The organism is Luteibacter sp. (genome assembly GCF_036500425.1).
In the GTDB taxonomy this organism is placed as follows: Bacteria; Pseudomonadota; Gammaproteobacteria; order Xanthomonadales; family Rhodanobacteraceae; genus Luteibacter.
Window position 1 is genome coordinate 86,506 of the sequence record NZ_DASYCB010000056.1, and the last position, 19,158, is coordinate 105,663.

The following is a 19,158-nucleotide window of genomic DNA, read 5'->3' on the forward strand; positions in this document are numbered from 1 at the left end:
CTTCTCCGTGCCTATAGCTGATACCCGCGGCGCTGCTCAAACGCCAGCTGATCATCGGCCATCCCAGGCTGGTCATACGGCACGCCCTCATCGTCCGGGTTCGCTGCCCCGTCTAGCCCCGGCATCTCACCGAGCAAGCGAGTCCATTGGCCAGGCGGTATCGGTAAGCCCACGAACGGCGCGAGGTAGCGGTCCAGGTGGCCGCCATGGGGATCCTCAATCTCGCGAGTCAGGGCGCGCAGGTAATCGGCCTTGCGGGTGTGCTCCCACGCGATGGACATTTGCGCCCGCGCGCACAGTTCGGCGTGCACGAGCAACATAGTGCGCCCGTTGCCGTCCAAAAAGGGGTGCCCATAAGCAAACATGCCCATGATGAACCCCGGTCGCGCAGCCATCTGACCCCGGTCTTGGGCCCACCGCAAGCCCTCTTCGATGGCCGCCTCACAATCGTGCGGGTGACAAAAGATCACGGACCCTTTCTTCACCGCCGCGCCCGGCAACAGCTGCGCTCGATCCTGCCCCGCCCACGGATACAACGCGCCGAACAATACGCGGTGCACCTGTAAAAAATGGGCGTAGGTGAGGCGACGCTGGCCGCGAAGGTATCGCAGTGCCTCGCCCATATGCGCGCGATACAACGCGTGTTCGGCGACCTTAATGAGGTCCGGGTCTTTTTCTCGTTGCGTGTTCCGCAAATAGCCGCGCGTCTCGAAATCGCCAAACGGGTCAAACATGCTTGAGCGCCCGGTGATGCGCGATGACATGCATCAAAAAATCGCTTTCGGAAATCTTTCCGTCGCGCCGCAGTGCCACCAGCAGGTCGTCCGTCGCATCCGGCTGCACGCTATCGCCAGCCAGTCGCGTCGCTGACGCTGCGAACTGATCGGCGTAGGTGGGACGGTAGTCCACCCGATTCTTGCGAGCCAGCGCCGCGACCAACCTTGCCGTGGGCGTCAGCTGCTGCCGAAGACGACGGCGTTGCTTTCGCGCGCGCACGAGCTTCTGACGCTGTTTTGCGCTCACGCCCGCCAGCAGCGCGGTCGCTCCGCACTTAGCCACCATCGCTGGCTTGGCATACACCCCCCGCTTGAGTCGCACGAGCAGCCCACCGTGCACCAAGGTCCGTAGCGCGACGGACACCTGAGACGGACTCCCCAATGCGTGGAGATTTTCTCGCAACAACACCCCGTCTTTTCGGGGACGCAGCGCTTGGAGGATGCGATCAGCCATGTTCACACGGCTAGTATAGCAATCATCGTATTTCTTGTCAATATCATGCACTTATGCGATTTCACAATGCCGGTCTCCGGACGATATCACGGGAGAGCCGGTAGCCGGCCGGCGGCCACCGCTTGACCGCCCACATCTAAGACCGCCATGCGGGCACCGCCCGGCGTAGCAGGGCGGTGCCCCGCCTCACGCCGTCGGTTGTCGGGGCATTCCGCCCTCTGCGCCTGCAGGCGCTTCAGTTCGCCCTGTCGCGGCCGATGGTCTCTGGACATGGGCAACCCCGGCTTGTCCGCCCGTCCCTCCACGCGCGCCAATTGCGCCGAACTTCACGGAAGCCCCAGATGGCCGTACACATGGAAGGGCTGCGTCGCTTGCATCACAGCATGCGCGCGCAGCGCGTCGATCGATATCGGTTTGAGTACAGACACGGGCGCGCCCACTTCGATGTGCTCTTCTTGGCGGACGAGGCACCGTTTCTCCTGTTGCTCGGCTTGCGCGGCGGGGCCATGGCGTTCGAATTCGAAGTCACCCGGGGCTACCTGGTTCGCGACGTCTATATGGATCCGCGCGACTACAAAGCGCTGGTCCAGCTCCTTGGTCTCGAGTTCGATCCCGCCAATCGGTTTCGACCCGCCCACTTCCTAGAATGGGTCGATCGCGCCGCGCCCGCCATCGCCCTACCATCCGGCCGCGCTGAGCCCTCCGACGTGGCCCGCTTTCGGCGCGATGTCGAAGAGCAAGACAAGATCTATTTTCTCAAGTGGCAGCACTATCCCAGTGGGACACGCGGGCCGACGGCGGAGAATTTGGCGAAAACGCGGACGCTCCTGGGCTATCGCTACTACGAGATCTGCCGCGATCGACGCATCAGCAGCTGCTGGACCGACATCGCCCGCGACGCGCAGCTCCTGTGCGACCCTTGGCGTCAAGATTGAGGCCGCCGCCGTTCCCCGCATCGGCCGATCGCTGTCAGGCTGCCCACCTGCGCAAGACTGCACGATAATCCTGCGGCGTGCGCGGAGGTCGATCCCCCAATGGTGGCGGCCTCTGTCCCTTGCCTCTCCTCCGATGGAACGAACCACCGCACACCTGGAGTCACCGCGGATGCCCGAGACTTCCCTTTCACTGCTCTCGCAGCTGCCCGATCACCAACGCCTGGAACAGCTCGCGCAGGCGCTCTGGCGCCAGCCCGGTGAGGGACCTGGCGCTGCGCTGATGGTGGGCGCCGGGTTCAGCCGCAACTGCGAGCGGGCGACACCCCAATCGCCCCTCCCACCGCTTTGGCCTCACTTGCACGCTGCGCTCGCCGCCCGACTCGCGCCAAGCATCGGATCGGGCACGCCCGATCCTTTGCGCATGGCTGAAGAGTTTCGAGCCTACTTCGGTCAAAGCGCGCTGAACGATTTCATCCGAACTCATGTCCCCGACGCGCAGTGGCGTCCAGGGCAGGCGCATCGGGCAATCGTTGAGCTGCCGTGGGCCAACCTTCTCACGACCAACTGGGATACGTTGCTCGAACGCGCCGCCCTCAAATGCCGGGCGTACAACTACGGCATCGTTTTGCGTGGCACCGACCTTGCCCAGACGCGTCCTCCACGCATCATCAAGCTGCACGGAACTGTGGGCGATGGCGATGGCTGCGTCTTTGCCGAAGACGACTACCGTACGTATGCCACGCGCCACGCCGCCTTAGTGAACGCAGCGCGCCAGGTCTTCATCGAGAATGAAGTATGCCTGCTGGGGTTTTCGGGCGACGATCCCAACTTTTTGCAATGGACCGGATGGGTGCGCGATCAATTGGGCTCGGCGGCGCGACGCATTTACTTGGTCGGCGTCCTCGCGTTGAGTCCCGCCAGCCGCCAGCTCCTTGAGCACAGGAACATTGTCGCCATTGACCTGGCTCCGCTGGTCCAGACCGTTCCGTCTGAGCAGCAACATGTCCGCGCGATCACGCTGCTGCTTGAGTATTTGAATGCTGCCAAGCCGTCGCCCGCGCAGAACTGGGAGCCACGTCACCTCGAACCGCTCGAGGCCGACGATGAGGGTCGGGTCGACGAAACCATGGCGCATCGTCCGGCTCGGTTGCTCGCCCGGCTCGAGCAGCTCGAGGCCGAGCGCCTGAACTATCCGGGCTGGATGACCATGCCCGAACCCCTGACGCACCTCGTGCGCTGGCAGGTTCATTCGCTCACCAATGCTCTTTTGCTCGCCAAGCGGCACCCTGACCTTTTCGACGACGATCTGGTGATCCGCAGCGCCCTCGAGCTGGGATGGCGGTGCTCTGTGGCGTTCGGCGGCGTGGCGCCAGCGACCCGCCGGATCCTGAGCGAGGCGTGGGAGCGCGCGCAGGCGGGCCCTCGGGCCATGGAAGCAACGCGGCTCATCGGGCCAGCCCTCCTGCGCACCGCACGCGAGCACGGCCAAGGACCCGCGTTCCGGCGCTGGTCACACCATCTGACGGCCGCTCCTGACGACGACCTAGCCGCATGCGTGGCGCATGAGACTGCCCTTTTCGCGCTCATGCGCGAAGATTGGACAGCCCTTGATCGCATCCAGGCCACCATCGGCGGGTCCGACCCCGCTTGGCGTATCCGGCGGTCGCGCCTGCTTTTTGATTTGGGACGGCCGAATGAGGCGACCGCGCTCTTGGAACAAACCTTGGAGGATATCCGTGACCAAATGGCTACCGCGCGCACCTCAATCTGGCTGCGATCTCGGCGCGCGTGTTGCCAATGGCTCCTCTACTACTCGGGCCTCACCCAGACCGATTCCCCTTACCGCACCTACGGACGCGACCTTCGCGAAGAAAGCCCCTATCGCTGCAACCCCGCCGACCAGCTCCGTGACTACAGCGAGCCTGTTGATCAGGCCGCCATGCAACGGCGGGTGGGCGGCGAAAACATCGTTGCTGGGTTCAGCCCCGGTAGCTTTGAGCGCAAGGGCTCACCGTCCTCATGGGCGTCGACAGACGAGGAGCCGGCCGCTGTCTTCGAGCGGTTTCGCCATGCGGCAGGCATTCCCTGGCGCGTTGGTGCGATATCCGTCGTCGGTAACGCGGGCGTGGAAAGCGTGATCGCCCGCAAGGCCCGAACGCCCTTCGCGTCGCTCTGGCCGTATATTCGTCAATCCGAAATTCGGACCGAATTGGTCCATCTGACGGGACGGGTGGCCGTCGCGCGCATGACGACACGCCGCGCGCGGTTTCTCAAGCGCCGACTGCTGAACATTATCGATTACTGGCTCAACCACTTGACGCGGACGGAGCCGCTCTGGGCGCGAAAGACGACGCCGATCATCGGTGGGGTGACGCTGCTCGGTCGACTCACGCCGCGCCTGCCCGAGTCCGACCTGGTCGAATGTTGGACGCTGTGCAAGACGCTGACCGCCGACGGCCGGATCCCCCTGCACACGCTCAAAGAAGCGGTGACCGAACTTGCCGAGCATGCTGCACAGGCCATGCCCAAAGCGATGCGCGCGTCACTGGCCTTGGATGCAATTAGCTCCCCTTACCCTGGCGAAGACCCCAATCGGTCAGCGCCACATGATTCGCCTCCGAGATTTTACGACTGCCTGAGAGCGGCCCCCGCGCCGGCCGAACGCGGCGACCAGAGTGCTCGTTGGGCACACCGCATCGATGAATCATCCGCGGTGTCCGCGTCCAGGCCAGCCGACGGGGCGCCACCACGCTGCTCACCGAATTACTCCTGGATGGGGCACTGACTGACGACGAGAAGACGCGCTTCTCCGTTGAGCTTTGGCGACACACGACCCACGGCGGCCTGCCGGCTGAGACGGACGTCGTGCCTGACGTCTTTCGCCACCTGCCTGCCCCGGAAGGCGTTGACGTTGAGGCCCGACTGGTCGAGCGACTGTTCCCGGCAGATGGGCTGGAACTGAATAACCCGTATCACCTGCAATCGCTGCAACATGCTGCCGAAGACGGGCTTGGGCTCACCGTGACCCCGGCGTTGGCGCGACGACTCTTGCGGCAGATCAATACAGAGGTGCGCAGCTACCCGGATGATGCGGGTCCATTTACCCCGTCTCGCTCGGATGTCACCTTGGTTATGGGAGCGGTATTGGGCCGGTTGGTGCTGCCCCGCCTGCGCCCCGCGCGTCGATCGGATGTCGATGAAGCATTTCAGGCCGTGGCGTCGTTGCGCATGACCCAGGCCATCGAGGGCTTTCCGCCGATGCTTAGCGGGCCGGGATCGCACCGACGCGACGAAGCCATCCATCTCATCCAAACGCACCTGTTGAGCGATGAATGGCGAGCCGTCGCTGCAGCGTGCCGGGCGATCGCCTGGTGGGCGCCCGATGAACCCGGCCTGCGCGCCACTCGAAAGGCCGCTTACCCGCCCGATCTGACCCCGACCATCCTCGCGGCCTTGTCAGCCAATCGTGACGAGGGCGCGCATTCCCTTTTGGAACTGCTTGCTCGGATGCTGGCCGTGGGGATGCTTAAACCGGCAGAGCGCAAGCTTCTGGTGGCGACGCTGCCGAGCTGCCTGGCGTTCAATGCCTACGCCAGCGTCGATCCGCTTTCCAAACGCGCCATCGGCGTGTCGTTGGTGCGCATGGCTTGCGCCCGGCTGGTTCGCGGGTTGCGAGCGACGGATCCATCTCCGGCGCTGAGCACGCTATATGTGATGCTGGCCAATGATCCATTGCCCGAAGTGCGCCAAGCGCTCGCGGACGCCTGATTGGAGCCTGACCACGGGATTCTTCCACGATGGCTCGAGACCCGAGACCGCACGGCACGACATCGAGCAAACATCCAGCCATCCTCTCTGCAGCACGGACGCGTTTTCGTTCTCCAGGCCGCTTGCGCGACTCGACGTGCACCCCAGTTACCGCGCCCCCAACGATTTCGCCGCAGGCCGAACCATTCGGCCTGCGGCGATCCGCCGTCCTACCGATGCGGATGCCTCACACGCGGTTTCGGGGAACCCGCGGCGTCATGCGCGGGCCGGCGCGACCGCCACGGGTGGACGGTGGCACGACCGTCGACCGGTCCGGCCGAAGCAGCTCCGGCATGTACTGCTCCAGCCATTCACGCTCCTCCTCCCATGCGACCGCCAGCAGCTGGGGCAGCGCTGCCTCATGCGCTTGGGCCAGATCGCGCAGCGATTGTTTCAACCGCGCCCGCTCCAACAGGGCCGCCTTGCGCAATGGCTTGGCTTCCGGGTCGAGGTCACTGACCTTGGCGGACGTGACCTCCACCCGCGTCGCCAATTGCCGATCGACCTTCGCGTGCTCCTCGGCCCGCCGTTCGACCTCAATCGGATCTGGCGCATCCATCCAGGCGTTGACGCCGTCGATCATGCGCTCCCACCGGTTCTTTTGCTTGAACGCATATTCCGTCAGTTCGTCATCGCGCTTTTCTTGCCGCCACTCGTCCAACGCCGCCAATGCATCGAGCCGGGCCGATTGAGCCGTCTGCGTCTCTGTGAAATTCTCCCAGAGCAGGCGACCGAAATGCCGAAGCCGCCCCATCGACTGTTCGATCAGCAGCACCAGGCGGAAGACCAGCGTCTCGCTCGGGCGCCTTCCCCCTTCTTCAAGGCCTGCAAAGGGGTCGGGCATGGAACACGTAAACATCCTTTTTCGACGTGAACGCCTTTCTTCCGCGGACGGACTGAGTATCGTCTCGTTGGGTGGGGCGGCGAAAGGGATCCTTCGCCATTCCAATCAAACGCACCCTGCCCGTGCGTCAAGGCGAATCGAGTCATTCGCAATATCTAATCTTTAGTTATGTGATTGCAATCACAACGACGTGCGTTTTGACGTCACCCATCGCCGCGACTAGCGGCGATGGGTGCCATTGCCATGCCATCAGCCCATCAGCCCATCAGCCATCTTTCCTAATCCAGCCCCACAACGCGCGAACTTTCGTCGACCACGATGCCGGCTCCGTTGGCGATGCCGTGGCGATCGGGGCAGGCTCGCTTCTAGGTGGGTCTCGTCGCTCCTGCGCATGGAGTGCGGCCTTGGCGTGCTTGGCCTGACCGCGCATCACAGCGATCTCCTTCTCGCTCATGTCGCTCGCCCAGCGCACGGCACCATCGGTGATCCAATAGTGCGAGCGGCAGGGGTATGACCAGTTACCGATGGACGGCCGCAGGGACACGTTACGGCCGTCATAGGTCAACTTCCAATCGGCCGGTGAGAGGGGCGTGACCGTCTTGCGGTTGCATCCGCACGCGCAAAGGTGGATGGCCACTGCGTGGATCATCGACACATACAGATGCCCTGCCTCCAGCTCCTCCGGGATGAACTCGACGAACTCGGGAATCAGTCGAACCTGGCTCATGACTGACCGCCTTTGTTTCCCATCTGGTTCAAGCCCACCACGAATGTCGACTCCACCTCACTGACATCATCGCAGTAGTAGCCGCATAGGCGCTTCCACCGGATCACGGCCAGCGCCGCGTTGATGGCATTGAGTTCGATGACCTGGATGTTCGAGCGGTACAGTTCATCGTCGCGATCACCGCGCGGAATGGTCGCCGCAGCCTCAGCTCGGGTGGCCTGCGTGCTGGTCGTGACCCGGCATGTGCCCCACAGGCGCTCACCATCGGGCGTCAACCCCATGCCCATCCCCACGTCGATCAGAGGGGTAGCACTGCCCGCCAGCGCGTCGACGACGATGCCACGAACGCTGCCCTTGTCCACGCACAAGAACACATGATCAAACTGGGTCAACTCTGCGGCATTTGTCTCGTCGATCATCACCGGACGCGCTTCAATCCCTTTGCGCATGGCCCCGTAGTGCTCGGCTAGCCACTCCACCTTCAGCAGGTGCCGATCCAAGGTCTCGCCCGAGATGGCCCCGGGTGAACGGAACGCGTTGTGCTGGCGCAGCGCATCCCCGTCGAAGAGATGGATTTGCGCCACGTGCGTGCGCGAGATCATGTCGAGCACGTAGCTGCCCGTGCCACCCAACCCCACGATCGCGACCTTGAGCGGGGCCAGACGCGCGGCCAAGGCGCCAACCCCCGCACGCCCCGATGCGGTGTCTTCGTAATGGAACACGCTCTGCCCATCGTCGAAGCGCACGAGCTTCCAGGTCCGTGCGTCTGCCTTCGCGTCGAGCACCCGAGCCTGGTCGGAGATCACACGAACATAGGTGGTGATCTTCTCGTAGTAGTCCTCGTAGTAGCCCCGGCGCGGCTTGTTGGAGAAGTGGTGCTGGGCCACCACCCCCGGCGCCAACTTAAATTGCGCCGTGGAGTGCTGGATGGGCGCTAACACACGGCCGTCGCTGAAACACGGGTGCTGACCAATGAAGTGCACCTGGTGCGAACCCGGCTTGTCGACGATGTCCGGCGATCGCAGCGTCAACTCCGACACAACGGTCCCGAGCGCAAGGGTGCGCTCGGGGGTGACGTAGGGCACGGAATGCACCAACAGTAGGCCATCGCGGAACTCCAGCTCATAGCCTTCGTTGAGCAACCGTGCGAGGTCAGCATTAAGATTTATCAGTCGGCGTGACATAGAACGTCATCCCCTCTTTGATTGCCACGTGCTGGCCTTCGGCAAGCGAACCTTGCGGGTTTTCCTTCGGCCCCTTGCCGTAGTCGACGCTGTAGATGATGGTTTCGCTGGGCACCGCGTCAGGGAAGGCAAGTTTGACGACATCCCAGTGGCTCACTTGGCGCTGGTGCACCGTCTTTCGCTCTGCGTTCACCACGATATGGATGGCCGTCGACTGAAAGTAGAAGCGCTCTACGCCCTCTTCGTCCAAATCCACGAAGTCGTGGGGATCAAGGCGGCGGTCCGCTTCGCCACCGCGCACGTCCTGCCAGACCTCGACCGAGGCGTCCTCGTCGGCGAGCGCGCGAAGCGTTGCCGCCGAAATGAAGCGCACGCCCCACTCATTCACCTGATCGGCGATGACCAGACGATAGGTGCGGTCGGTGCGAAAGACCAAGAAGCGTGCCACCTTGGCCGTGCGGATGTCCGTTGTCTCGTTGGGACGAATGCCTTCCAGGATGCCCGAGTCCAACATGCGGAACACCGCATATTCAATCGGGTCACGCACGCCCGCGCTTTCGAGCACCTGACTGCCGGTGACGATCGGATCGTCAACCGTATGGCGCTCGAAGGCCAGGCTCTCATCCGCCAGGGCGATGGCCCAAGGCCCGTGATCGCGCACGGCCTGGCCTGCCATCACCGCCTTCTCGACGTCTTCGACCTCGCTTATCATCGTATTCATGTTGTTTCTCCGTAAGCCTGATTTATGTGCCGCGTCGTTGCCCCGCCCGGAACCTCGATCGCGGAATCATGATTTCAAAAGCATGCGTGGTATGTCAAGCACTTTAAGCGCGCTTGGCGAAGAAAGCAGAATTGGGGTAAGCTGCTGATCAAACGGGCAGCTGTCCGCCTCACAACGGAGTGACCGTGAAACTGACGTTAGGCCAATACCTTGCATCGATTCGGCTGGACCGAAAGATGTCCTTGCGCCAAGTCGAGGAGGCCAGCCAAAAGGCGGTTTCCAACGCATACCTGAGCCAGTTGGAAAATGGCAAGGTCGCCCAGCCCAGCCCCAGCGTGCTCAACACGCTGGCCGAACTGTATGGGATCGAATACATGACGCTCATGCAGATGGCCGGCTATCTGCCGGCGACCAACGCCCGGTCGGCCGAGTCGAGGCATGGTCGCGTGGCCACCTTCGCTGAGCACAACCTCAGCCCCGATGAGGAAGCAGAGCTGATTAAATATTTGCAGTATCTGCGGACCAAGAAGCCCTGATGCTACGGCCGGATGACAGCACGCTTCCCTTGGAGGATCTGCGCGCGGTCGAGCAGCGGGCCTCGGACATGCTTCACCGGGCCGGAGCATGGAATGTGTTTCCGACCCCCGTGGATGACATCCTGGCGGCAGCGAACTTGCGCGTTGCGCCGAAGAGCGCATTCGATCTCCGCGCGATGATGGACTACGTCAGGCAAAAGTCCGCCGCCGCTGTCGGATTCTTAAAGTCTGCGCTTTCGAAGGTCTTTGGCGTCTATGACGCCAACGAACAGGTCATTCATATCGACGATGATGTCGTCGTCGCGCGGCAGACCTTCCTCAAGCTGCATGAGACCGGCCATCACACGCTGCCGCATCACCGAAAGGTGTTTACGTTCTTTGAAGAATGCGAGAAGACCCTCGCACCGGAAATCGCCGATCATTTCGAACGTGAAGCCAACAACTTCGCGCGGTTCGTACTGTTCCAAGGCGACGGATTCAAGGGCTTGGCGGCCGACATGCACATGTCGATCCGATCGCCGCTGGCCCTTGCTAAAAAGTTTGGCGCGTCGGTATACGCCTCGGCCCGTGAATTTGCGCGCACGCATCATGGGACCTGCGCGGTCTTTGTGCTCGAGCGGGTCGAACTGCTCCCCGGCGGCGGCTTTCGTGCCCCCATTCGACGCATCGAAGTGTCAGCGGCGTTCCAACAACGCTTCGGCGCGCCGGTGGACACCCTGATTGATCATCACCATCCCCTGGCGAACATCGTGCCGCTGGGCCGTCGCATGAAAGGCCCGCTGGCGATGCAGTACGTGGACCGCAATGGCGTGCGCCACGAATGCTTGGCCGACGCGTTCGACACGGGGCATAACGTCCTGATTCTCGTTCACCCAATCCAGGCGTTGACGCAGACGACGATTTTGCTGCCTGGCGTCGGACTGACCTGATCGTCTCCGCTGGGCCTGTTCACCGTTTCCCATTCGGGCCCGCCTTTGCTGGGCTCAGCAAGACCTCACTTCTTCTGCGGCTTGGTCGCCTTGGTGATTTCTACCCCGCCATCGTCTTTGAACCGCACCTCGTAGGCGCGCACCTTAGGCCCCGTCGGCGGCTCTCTGCGCTCGTTGGTCACTGCGCCGCTTCGAGTTGGGGTGCGGCTTGGACTCCGCAGGTCGGCGGAGGTGCCAGGCGCTACCGGCGGCCGATCTTTAGAACTCATGAGCGTATCCCGTGTGGGTATGGGCAAGCTTTGGCTCATTCAACTTCTTGAATGGTTCATTGCGCTGGAGCACCCCAATATGGGTGCGTCCGCCGACCGTGGCAATGCCAGATGCAAAGTGCTCCATACCTGACTGAGTGTTAACAAGAAGCGAAGCCAAGTCGATGGCGTATTGGACCGGGAGGTTCTCGAAGTCGATCTCGGGCACATACCGATCCCAAGGGTCGGTCGGCGGCAGCACCTCCTTGATTTCCAGCTTGAGGCCTTTCGGGATCGCGACCCCCTGGTCCTTGAGCCCGGCCACGACGGCTTCGGCCACGCTGGCGCGCTGGGCGCTCAACGTGCTCAGGAAGCCGCGAAGGACCGCATGCTCAAGGCGCCCGTCCGCGCCGCGCATCAATCGCTCGACGTAGCCGGCTTGGCCGCCCCACGTCAGGCCAAAGCGCTGGTGCGCAGTGAATGCGGGCACGATCTTGCTTTGACCTACATCGAGCTTGAACAGCATCCCGTCTTCGTCATCTGGCGCGTAGCCACCGACGATGAACGTCACCGAGGGAAGCTTCTGAATGACCTCGACCGGTAGCGCTTTGAGGTTCTGCTGAGCCACCCAATGGGTACCCATGAACTGGAGGAAATCACGGGCGACCGCTTCCACCTTCCGAAACGGGGTTTTTTTGACCTCGTTCTGCCGGCGATAGATGCCGGCCAGGGCCGCAATGGTTCGCCCATCGATCGTGCCCTGTCCCGATGTGACGGCGGCCACCGACATGTCTTTGGTCTGATACAGCAAAAACATTTTGCTGACGCCGCCGAACACGGTCACCGCCTGCTGCTCGACCGAATCGGCGGGAAAGCGAAAGACCGGTTGACCGGTGCCATCCACGATGGGTCTGCCATCGGCATCGACCGCTCCGGCAAAATCGGCTTTGGTGAGGTTAATCACCGGCTGCGTGATGCTCGACAGGCTGTCGCAACCCAGCACGATGGCGTCTGCGGTAGCCATGGCGACGTTGATTGTCATTGTCCAACTCCTTTTGGATTGCGGTAAGGGCTTTAGCCGGTTAGCGGCCAGTGCTCCACAAACTTGAGCCACGCCATGCCGTGGTTCGCAGGTTGTCGTCTCCGCGACACGTCGCCGGTGCCCACCCTCCCGCGGAGGTGCCCTCCCCTTCAAATTCCGCGTATGCGACCCCGTGCGCGCAAACGGCGTCGATGGGCGAGCACGCCCATGGTCGCGCGCGTGCGGAACGCGCATGCTCCTCCACTGCCACGCCCAACGCGACACGTTGCGCGCCTTCAACACTTGGTGTTTTGAAGCCATCCGAGCGACGGGGGCCTTCGAAGCAACGGACCTCTGGCACGCGCCTAGCCTGGTTGCCGCCAACGAGGCGCTCTACGCGGCGGTCCCTGACATGCCCACGGCCATCGTGTGGACGTGCCGTGCGACCGATCATCCCTACGAGGGATTCTTGGCGACCCAATCAGTAGCTTACGATGGCTTGGCGGAGAGAGTGGGAGACCGTACGCTTCTCTCCCCTCCCCCACAAAACAAGCCTTTTTCGGTGGCGACCGCCCGCAATTAAGTGCCTAGGGGAAGTGTCCAGCGCGGAACGTAGCACCGCCTAGGCGAAGTTACCAACCAATGGGCGGAGAATTGCACTCAGCAGGCAACCGCCAACACATCTGGCGCACATATCTTTTATTTTCGTTCCGCGCTAACGCGGACTTGACGAGCGCCACCACCGCTCTTACCTTCTTGCTACCGGGCTAGCGTGAGAGGCGCGGGAGTCTGTTGCGATGTCAACGGTCGACGGGGTCACCCCGCCGTCCGCCCACATCATGGCGAATAACTGACTGACTATGAGATGGGCAGCGATGTCCACGAGTAGTTCCTTCAGTGATGACTTTATCATCAGTTTGATTGCGACCGCGGTGTGGGTGGCGTGCCACTTTCGAGATACCCTTCGGGATTCCGGAAGCTGGGGGAGCTAGTATGGGTTGCCGCGACCCTCTCCCTCAGTTAACTCCATGGCCACTGACCCCCTTCGTCCACGCTCTTACCTGCACCTCGACGAGCGCACTCCCCGGGAAGTGCTGCTGAAGCTCGTATCGAACCCAGCAACGGTGGCCAAATGGCAGTTTCTGCCGCTCCTCGTAGCCAGCGTGCTCACTAAGAAAGTTCGCCGGAATGCAACCGGACTCCAGGTGAAGGAAAAGTCTCGGCCCATCTGCTACGCATCCCACCGCGATGCCGGCCTTTACGCGTATTACTCGGAAAAGCTCACGAAGCGTTACGAGGCCCTGCTTGCTGCTCGCGGCCTGAGCGACTGCGTCACCGCATTTCGTAGTGGCGATGGACGCTGCAATATTCATTTCGCACTCGATGCTTTCAACTGGATTGAAGAGCATCGCCCATGCACCGCGCTTGCCTACGACATTAGCAGTTTCTTTGATGCGCTAGACCATAAGTTGCTCAAGAAAAAGTGGAGCGAAGTGCTGGGATGCACCGAGTTGCCCTCTGACCACTACAGCCTATTTCGGGCACTGACCCGTCAGGCGAAGGTTGAACAGGTGGTGCTTTACGCGTTGTTTGGCATAAGCCGTCATGCACCGAAGGCGTCCGGCCGAAAACGCATCTGTTCTCCCGAGCAGTTCCGCAAGCTCGTAGTCGACGCAGGGCACCTGAAACTTAATGTGGGCACCAAGGGCATCCCTCAGGGCACCCCCATCAGCGCGACGCTTTCAAACATCTACATGCTCGACTTCGACGAGCGTGTGGCTGCACAGATGCAAGCGTGGGGCGGCTTTTACAGGCGGTATTGCGACGACGTATTGTGCGCTGTTCCGCCGCACCGAGCCGCAGATGCAAAAGTCTTCATCGAGTCGCTGGTTAAGGAAATCAAACTAGAGGTTCAGGAAGAAAAGTTGGAGATATGCGCCTTCGGACCGACCGGAACGGCAATTCAAAAACCTCTCCAATACCTTGGCCTGACCTTCAATGGACTAAAGATCTTGCTGCGCTCGGGGGGCGTCGGTCGCTTTTACAGCCGCCTTCGCAAAGGGGTGCGCATGGCCGACCGCGCGCGCGCCAAGGCGGCCATGAATGCAGGTGTTCCCAAGCTCGATGTGCCGATAAAGCGGGGCAAGTTGAATCGGTCCTACACGTTCACAGGACACCAAAACTTCGTGACCTACGCCCACCGTGCTGCAAAGATTACAAATAGTCCCGCCATCGCCGGACAGGTCGCTCGACGATGGTCAGCCTTGGACCGAGCGATACGGGCACGAAACAAGACCTAGGAGCTGTCACCATGACATTCAGCACTGACCACGGTGGCCTCGCCTTCTCTTGCGACGATGCAAAATTGTCCATCGGCGCAAGCACGTGGAACACGAAGCTTTCCCAGCTCGGCTCGATGAGGGGCAAGGTTTACATCGTCACCGCCGGCTTGGTCGACCTAAACTACTTATCGAGAATTATTGGAAAGCGCCCAAGCGACATTTTCATCGTCGCGCACAGCGATGCGCGCGTCGAAGCGGAGGCGCTAAAAGCGCTTTTCCCCAATGTCAGCATCGCCCTTCACCCCAGGAACAACGCCAAAGTAGTGCTCATAGCTCCCTCGACAGTCTGGATATCAAGCGCCGACTTCGGAAAGAGCGAGTCATTTGAGGCGGGTATTGGACTGCATTCGACAGTCGCCTTCGCTTCCATGGTCGAGAACGTCTTCGCGAAGCTTTGGGCTGAATCGGTGGCTGTCGACTTAGCCTAATCGATCTCCGGCCTGCTACCCCGGATAAGCGAGCTTGCGGGCTGTGGCTTGCTCGCCAGTCGTCGCTCCAGTTCCTGGATGAAGGCAACCCAGTCACCACCATAAGCCTGGACGAGGTCGCGGACGACGAGCAAGTCGAGGCCACGTTCCATGGTTTCCATGCCGCTCAGGGCCGGTTGGGTCAACCCGACGCGTTTGACCGCATCTCTCTGCGTCAGGCCTGCGGCCTGACGAAGCTCTCGAAGAAGCTGGGCCACTACCGCCTGTTCGGGCCGATGCACTGAGGTCGGCTTGGGTTTAGAACTGTGCATGGACGCGGCCTCCAACAAGGAGGCCACGGTAGGTGCCACGTGCAGTTATCCAATTTTCATATCTTGATACGTTTTTCGTATATCTTTCGTCCACGGCCCATGTAGGTCGTCGGACGCCCGGTCGGACTCGGGTCACCAACCGCCGAGCGTCATTGCGCTGGCCAAGGGGAAAGATATGAAACTACTGCGTCTAATGGGCCTTACGGCCCTCATTGTGTTACCCGGCTGCGCCACCACCACCGGCCACCCCTTCAACGCGGAAGCCGCCAGCCATTTCGCGGACGGCAAAACCACCCAGGCCCAGGTCCGCTCTGCCCTGGGCGAGCCCGAAACCATCCAGGACCGGGGCGATGGGTCAGTGATGTGGGTCTATTCCTCCAGCGAGGCGAAAGCATCTATCCGCGACTACGTGCCGTTTGCTGGCGCAACGAACCATACGTCGATGCAAGCCCTCAGCCTCGTGTTCGACCGCCGCGGTGTGCTTGAAAGCCACACCGCCATGCAGTCGCGCTGACCCGCCAACTGTCTCTTTCGCGTGCGACGTCGACCTCTGGTCGGCGACGCGCCCTCGCACCTAGGCCACGGAGCAGCCTCATGATTGGAATGGTTTTGCTGTTACTCACCCTCGGCGCCCTAGTTGTGACCCGGAGGCCTCGCTGGCAGTGGGCCGCGGGCGCCACGCTTGGTCTAGCCCTGTGGCTGCTCGCCGGGCTCCTGGGCGTTACCTCGGGTTGGGGCTGGGAAGGCATCCTCAATGCGGCGGCCGTGGGCGCCGTGGTCGGCACTGCGTTTACCTGGGCTCGCATTCACAAACCCGAACCAACCCTTTCGTTCGAGGCCACGCATCGCCATGACAACATTGCCGTCGACGGCGCCGGCCGGGTCTGGGTGCGCGACACGAACGGCGAAGAGGTCATTCTGGCGCGTTCAGATGTCCAGCAGTGGACGCATCGCTACATTGCCAACGGGAAGTATCGAGCGCGGAACAAGATTGAACTCCGGACAAATTCGGTAGACCGACCGATGGTCACCGCGCTCTTCAACCGGCACCCGGACACAATATGGGGCGCACCCCATAACTCCCGGGATGCCGAAGAATGGCATGCAAGGCTTAGCGCAGTGCTACGCGCCGAGTGAAGAAAAGGGGGCGGCGTGATGCCGCCCCTTCAGCTCGCCATCCAGCCCAGCCATACTGAAAACCTGTCCAGCGTCGCGGGTGTAAGGTCCTCCTTCTTAATCTCTCCTCCCGACACCGCGTTGAAGAATTGGACTGCCAACAGCGGCTTCGATAGCCTTAAGGTGGCAACCGCTTTGGAGTTCAATTGGCCTTCCGGGAGGTCCTTCCCGACCGCGATATGTCGAAGGAAATCCTCGCGCTCAAAGGCATCTTCAATGCCATTAATGTCCTTAAGAATGAGAACCCGGCTCGCATAGTCATCGTCCGACAACATCCATTTGGCTTTGAGCGCCCGGGCGACCTTCACCCCCTTTTCGTCGCCGTCCACAGCAACTTTAAACTCGAGGCGCCAAGCGGTAAGTAGGTCAGCGACGACCCTTATGTTGTCGGCTCCGTTGCAAGCAACAAACGAAAGTTGGGAACCAACACCCGTAAGCATGACAAAGGCGGAGAAATAGAAGTAGGCGCTATTCTCTTCCAATAGCACATTGCCGCTTCGTTTAACGAGTTGCTGCGTGGAAAGGTCCGTGCCCATTAGCGCCAGAACAGGAGCTAAGGTCAGGTGCGATGAGGCGGCCAATTCCAGTCCCCGCCTTACAATCGTATTGCTGTGCTCGTCGCTCGCGTCCCTTTCTACCGCCAGCACTCGGTCAATACGCTTGTGGTCGATAAGGTAGGGACTGTGAGTGCTGTAGATGACCGGAATTTTATCCGCGAGCTTTGTAATCAAGCGCAGCACATCACCCTGCGCAGTGGCGTGGAGATAGGCACCCGGCTCGTCGAGCAAGAGAACGATATCGTCACCATCTCGCTGCGCAGCTATGAGCTGCAAGAAGAAGGCAACATACCATCGGGTCCCCTTGCTTCGCTGGGATGGATGCAACTTCTCCCCGTCGCCTTCGGAAATCCAGAACTTTAGATAGGCCTTCCCCGCGCGCTTAGGATGGGCTGAACCATGTCGTGCAAATTCGACCTCTATTTTGATACGTCCCCGGTTGCCAAGGACTTGGGTCCAGTAGTCGGTTAGGGTTTTATCGACATCGCGGATACCCTTAGATATCAACGACGACCGGTCGCGATGATCGTCGGTCAAAAGCCCCGCTAGCGTGAGGCCTGCGCTGGCAAGAAAATTGTCAGCTCCGCTGCTCTCGCTTCCTTCAACCCATGATTCATTGTCCTCATCAATGTCGACAAGATTCGGCAGGGAGCTGTCTTCTTCTCGGAATAAAACGAAGGTAGGAATGCGCTTCCATAGAGCAACGAGAAGTTTCGACCGGACTCCCGCCGCGTAACTTTCCGCATCAAGCCGTTCTTCTCCCACCGCAGGCTCGGGCATGACCTCTGTAAACGCTTTCACCAAGGCTTCGTTAAGCGGCTCACCAATGGAAAACGCGCGATTACTCTTACTGGGCATTGCATAGAAGAACGAAAGAAAAACCAACTCCTTGCGGTTAGCGTTCAGAAGCTTCATCGCGCCGTTGGCCGCCTCACTCGGCAGTTCCGCAACTAAACTCGCAACATCGTCAGCGGACAGTTCAAGCTTCAACGCCATGTGGGGATGACCCTCGCCCCGGCGAATGTCATCAGCACTAAGCACCGCAGTAGTGCCAAAACCAGTCGACAACGCGTCCAGAATTGCTGATTTGCCCGACTCGTTTTGACCTACGAGTGCGGTCACACCGTCACCTGACATGGGAAGCCAGCCTGTCGCCGCGACCGACCTAAACGATGAGACGCTAAAAGCGAGAATTTTCATGCTGCTCCCTGAGCGCTCGGCGCGCTGGTGAAGGCTATGTCATTACAAGGTCCGATGTCACCAGCACCGGCCGAGGACTGGCTTAGACCCATCCGCCCGCTGGCGCCTCTGTTACATCGCTCGACCGGTTCGCGTGAGCCCGTCAACCCCCCAGCATCAATTGCGACACGTGCGCCAGTTCCGGCAGACTCATGGCTACCGTGACAAGGTTGGCCGCCGCGGAGATACCCTCCAGCACCCTGCCACCCAGTTCGTGGTCGCGCAGAAACGATCGGTATTCAGGGTTGGCGCGTGCGTGCCCCAGAGCCCCGTCGGTGGCTTCGACCACCGCCAATGCGCCGGTGATGTGATACTCATCGATAGCCACGATGATTTTGCGCAGGTAGTTCACCACCCAGCGCTTGACGTCTGCGGAAACATCGCTGGCTAGCACTGCCACCAGCAGCTCATTTAGCTGCTCTCGCACCTGAGACAGGTGCTCAATGTCCAGCCGAGACCGTTTCTCCAAGCCACCCAGCAAATCGGCGGTCAGGCCGAGCAGACTCATCGATTGCTCGTCGACAAACTTGATGAAGGTCTCCCATACGCCGTCGAGGTCCTGGCGCCCGAATGCGGAGGAAAGTTTGCCCACCCAATGGCTACAAGCGCCGACCCGGTGCGGGAAAGCCACCTCCATAGCGTTTAACGATTGTTGCGGCAACTCCATGACTTTGCCGAGACGTGCCATCGTCAATGCCTGGTTTGAGCCCGACCCGAGTAGCTGGCCCCATGCTGTGCGGCATGAATCAGTAGCCGGAATAATCTTGCCACGCGCAAGGATGTCGTGCAGACGGGAGGCGGGGTTATCAAGTTCCAACGAAGAGACTCCTGAGGGTATGCAATGCGTTTGCCTGTTGCCACTCGGCAACAAGACCAAAACTTTACGGCCGGCCGTCAGCATTGAGCCAAATGACCGGCTGTAT

General features: G+C 61.2%; 19 protein-coding genes. 9 read left to right on the top strand and 10 right to left on the bottom strand.

What is annotated here, in order from left to right; genetic code table 11:
- Positions 1-11: 11 nt before the first annotated feature.
- A complete protein-coding gene (locus VGN46_RS14240) occupies positions 12-734 on the bottom strand; it encodes a Fic/DOC family protein (protein WP_331644377.1) in 723 nt (240 codons plus the stop codon).
- Complete coding sequence (locus VGN46_RS14245) at positions 727-1,230, bottom strand: type IV toxin-antitoxin system AbiEi family antitoxin domain-containing protein (protein ID WP_331644378.1); 504 nt, start codon at positions 1,228-1,230, stop codon at positions 727-729. Before VGN46_RS14245 ends, VGN46_RS14240 begins: the two co-directional genes overlap by 8 nt.
- Positions 1,231-1,571: 341 nt before the next feature.
- Here VGN46_RS14245 and VGN46_RS14250 point away from each other — a divergent pair, with 341 nt between their 5' ends.
- The 3 genes from VGN46_RS14250 (at position 1,572) to VGN46_RS14260 (ending at position 5,933) form a co-directional block, all read left to right on the top strand.
- The gene (locus VGN46_RS14250; protein ID WP_331644379.1) at positions 1,572-2,165 is read left to right on the top strand and encodes a DUF6037 family protein; all 594 of its coding nucleotides are present in this window, start codon (positions 1,572-1,574) and stop codon (positions 2,163-2,165) included.
- 169 nt (positions 2,166-2,334) lie between these two features.
- Positions 2,335-4,950: an SIR2 family protein gene (locus VGN46_RS14255; RefSeq protein WP_331644380.1), complete on the top strand. Its 2,616-nt coding sequence runs from the start codon at positions 2,335-2,337 to the stop codon at positions 4,948-4,950.
- An 80-nt stretch (positions 4,951-5,030) separates the two neighbouring features.
- Positions 5,031-5,933, top strand: coding sequence for a hypothetical protein (locus tag VGN46_RS14260; RefSeq protein ID WP_331644381.1), 903 nt, complete (start codon positions 5,031-5,033; stop codon positions 5,931-5,933).
- A 226-nt stretch (positions 5,934-6,159) separates the two neighbouring features.
- Here VGN46_RS14260 and VGN46_RS14265 read toward each other — a convergent pair whose 3' ends face one another.
- The 4 genes from VGN46_RS14265 to VGN46_RS14280 all read right to left on the bottom strand — a co-directional run bounded on the left by VGN46_RS14265 (position 6,160) and on the right by VGN46_RS14280 (position 9,448).
- The gene (locus VGN46_RS14265; RefSeq protein ID WP_331644382.1) at positions 6,160-6,816 is read right to left on the bottom strand and encodes a hypothetical protein; all 657 of its coding nucleotides are present in this window, start codon (positions 6,814-6,816) and stop codon (positions 6,160-6,162) included.
- 265 nt (positions 6,817-7,081) lie between these two features.
- Positions 7,082-7,543 carry a DUF6527 family protein gene (locus tag VGN46_RS14270; RefSeq protein WP_331644383.1) on the bottom strand — a complete coding sequence of 154 codons (462 nt, stop codon included), beginning with the start codon at positions 7,541-7,543 and terminating at the stop codon, positions 7,082-7,084.
- A complete protein-coding gene (locus VGN46_RS14275) occupies positions 7,540-8,727 on the bottom strand; it encodes a ThiF family adenylyltransferase (protein WP_331644384.1) in 1,188 nt (395 codons plus the stop codon). The genes VGN46_RS14270 and VGN46_RS14275 overlap by 4 nt, the downstream gene beginning before the upstream one ends.
- A complete protein-coding gene (locus VGN46_RS14280) occupies positions 8,702-9,448 on the bottom strand; it encodes a multiubiquitin domain-containing protein (protein WP_331644385.1) in 747 nt (248 codons plus the stop codon). The genes VGN46_RS14275 and VGN46_RS14280 overlap by 26 nt, the downstream gene beginning before the upstream one ends.
- A 185-nt stretch (positions 9,449-9,633) precedes the next feature.
- Between VGN46_RS14280 and VGN46_RS14285 the strand changes: the two genes are divergently transcribed.
- Entirely contained in the window at positions 9,634-9,984 is a 351-nt protein-coding gene (locus tag VGN46_RS14285; RefSeq protein WP_331644386.1) for a helix-turn-helix transcriptional regulator, read from the top strand.
- Positions 9,984-10,913 carry an ImmA/IrrE family metallo-endopeptidase gene (locus VGN46_RS14290; protein WP_331644387.1) on the top strand — a complete coding sequence of 310 codons (930 nt, stop codon included), beginning with the start codon at positions 9,984-9,986 and terminating at the stop codon, positions 10,911-10,913. Before VGN46_RS14285 ends, VGN46_RS14290 begins: the two co-directional genes overlap by 1 nt.
- A 258-nt stretch (positions 10,914-11,171) precedes the next feature.
- On the opposite strand, the gene VGN46_RS14295 is transcribed toward VGN46_RS14290, so the two are convergent.
- Complete coding sequence (locus VGN46_RS14295) at positions 11,172-12,203, bottom strand: hypothetical protein (RefSeq protein WP_331644388.1); 1,032 nt, start codon at positions 12,201-12,203, stop codon at positions 11,172-11,174.
- 1,007 nt (positions 12,204-13,210) lie between these two features.
- On the opposite strand from VGN46_RS14295, the gene drt2 reads away from it, so the two are divergent.
- Both drt2 and VGN46_RS14305 read left to right on the top strand, forming a co-directional pair.
- A complete protein-coding gene (gene drt2 / locus VGN46_RS14300; RefSeq protein ID WP_331644389.1) occupies positions 13,211-14,482 on the top strand; it encodes an antiviral reverse transcriptase Drt2 in 1,272 nt (423 codons plus the stop codon).
- 11 nt (positions 14,483-14,493) lie between these two features.
- Positions 14,494-14,952, top strand: coding sequence for a hypothetical protein (locus VGN46_RS14305; protein ID WP_331644390.1), 459 nt, complete (start codon positions 14,494-14,496; stop codon positions 14,950-14,952).
- On the opposite strand, the gene VGN46_RS14310 is transcribed toward VGN46_RS14305, so the two are convergent.
- Entirely contained in the window at positions 14,949-15,263 is a 315-nt protein-coding gene (locus tag VGN46_RS14310) for a helix-turn-helix transcriptional regulator (RefSeq protein ID WP_331644391.1), read from the bottom strand. The two genes, VGN46_RS14305 and VGN46_RS14310, sit on opposite strands and share 4 nt — an antisense overlap.
- A gap of 175 nt (positions 15,264-15,438) precedes the next feature.
- On the opposite strand from VGN46_RS14310, the gene VGN46_RS14315 reads away from it, so the two are divergent.
- Both VGN46_RS14315 and VGN46_RS14320 read left to right on the top strand, forming a co-directional pair.
- Positions 15,439-15,777, top strand: coding sequence for a hypothetical protein (locus VGN46_RS14315; RefSeq protein WP_331644392.1), 339 nt, complete (start codon positions 15,439-15,441; stop codon positions 15,775-15,777).
- Positions 15,778-15,857: 80 nt separating this feature from the next.
- Positions 15,858-16,400: a hypothetical protein gene (locus VGN46_RS14320; protein ID WP_331644393.1), complete on the top strand. Its 543-nt coding sequence runs from the start codon at positions 15,858-15,860 to the stop codon at positions 16,398-16,400.
- 29 nt (positions 16,401-16,429) lie between these two features.
- Here the strand turns inward: VGN46_RS14320 and VGN46_RS14325 are convergent, their stop codons facing one another.
- A complete protein-coding gene (locus tag VGN46_RS14325) occupies positions 16,430-18,196 on the bottom strand; it encodes an ATP-binding protein (RefSeq protein WP_331644394.1) in 1,767 nt (588 codons plus the stop codon).
- Positions 18,197-18,338: 142 nt separating this feature from the next.
- Positions 18,339-19,052, bottom strand: coding sequence for a hypothetical protein (locus tag VGN46_RS14330; RefSeq protein ID WP_331644395.1), 714 nt, complete (start codon positions 19,050-19,052; stop codon positions 18,339-18,341).
- Positions 19,053-19,158: the final 106 nt, after the last annotated feature.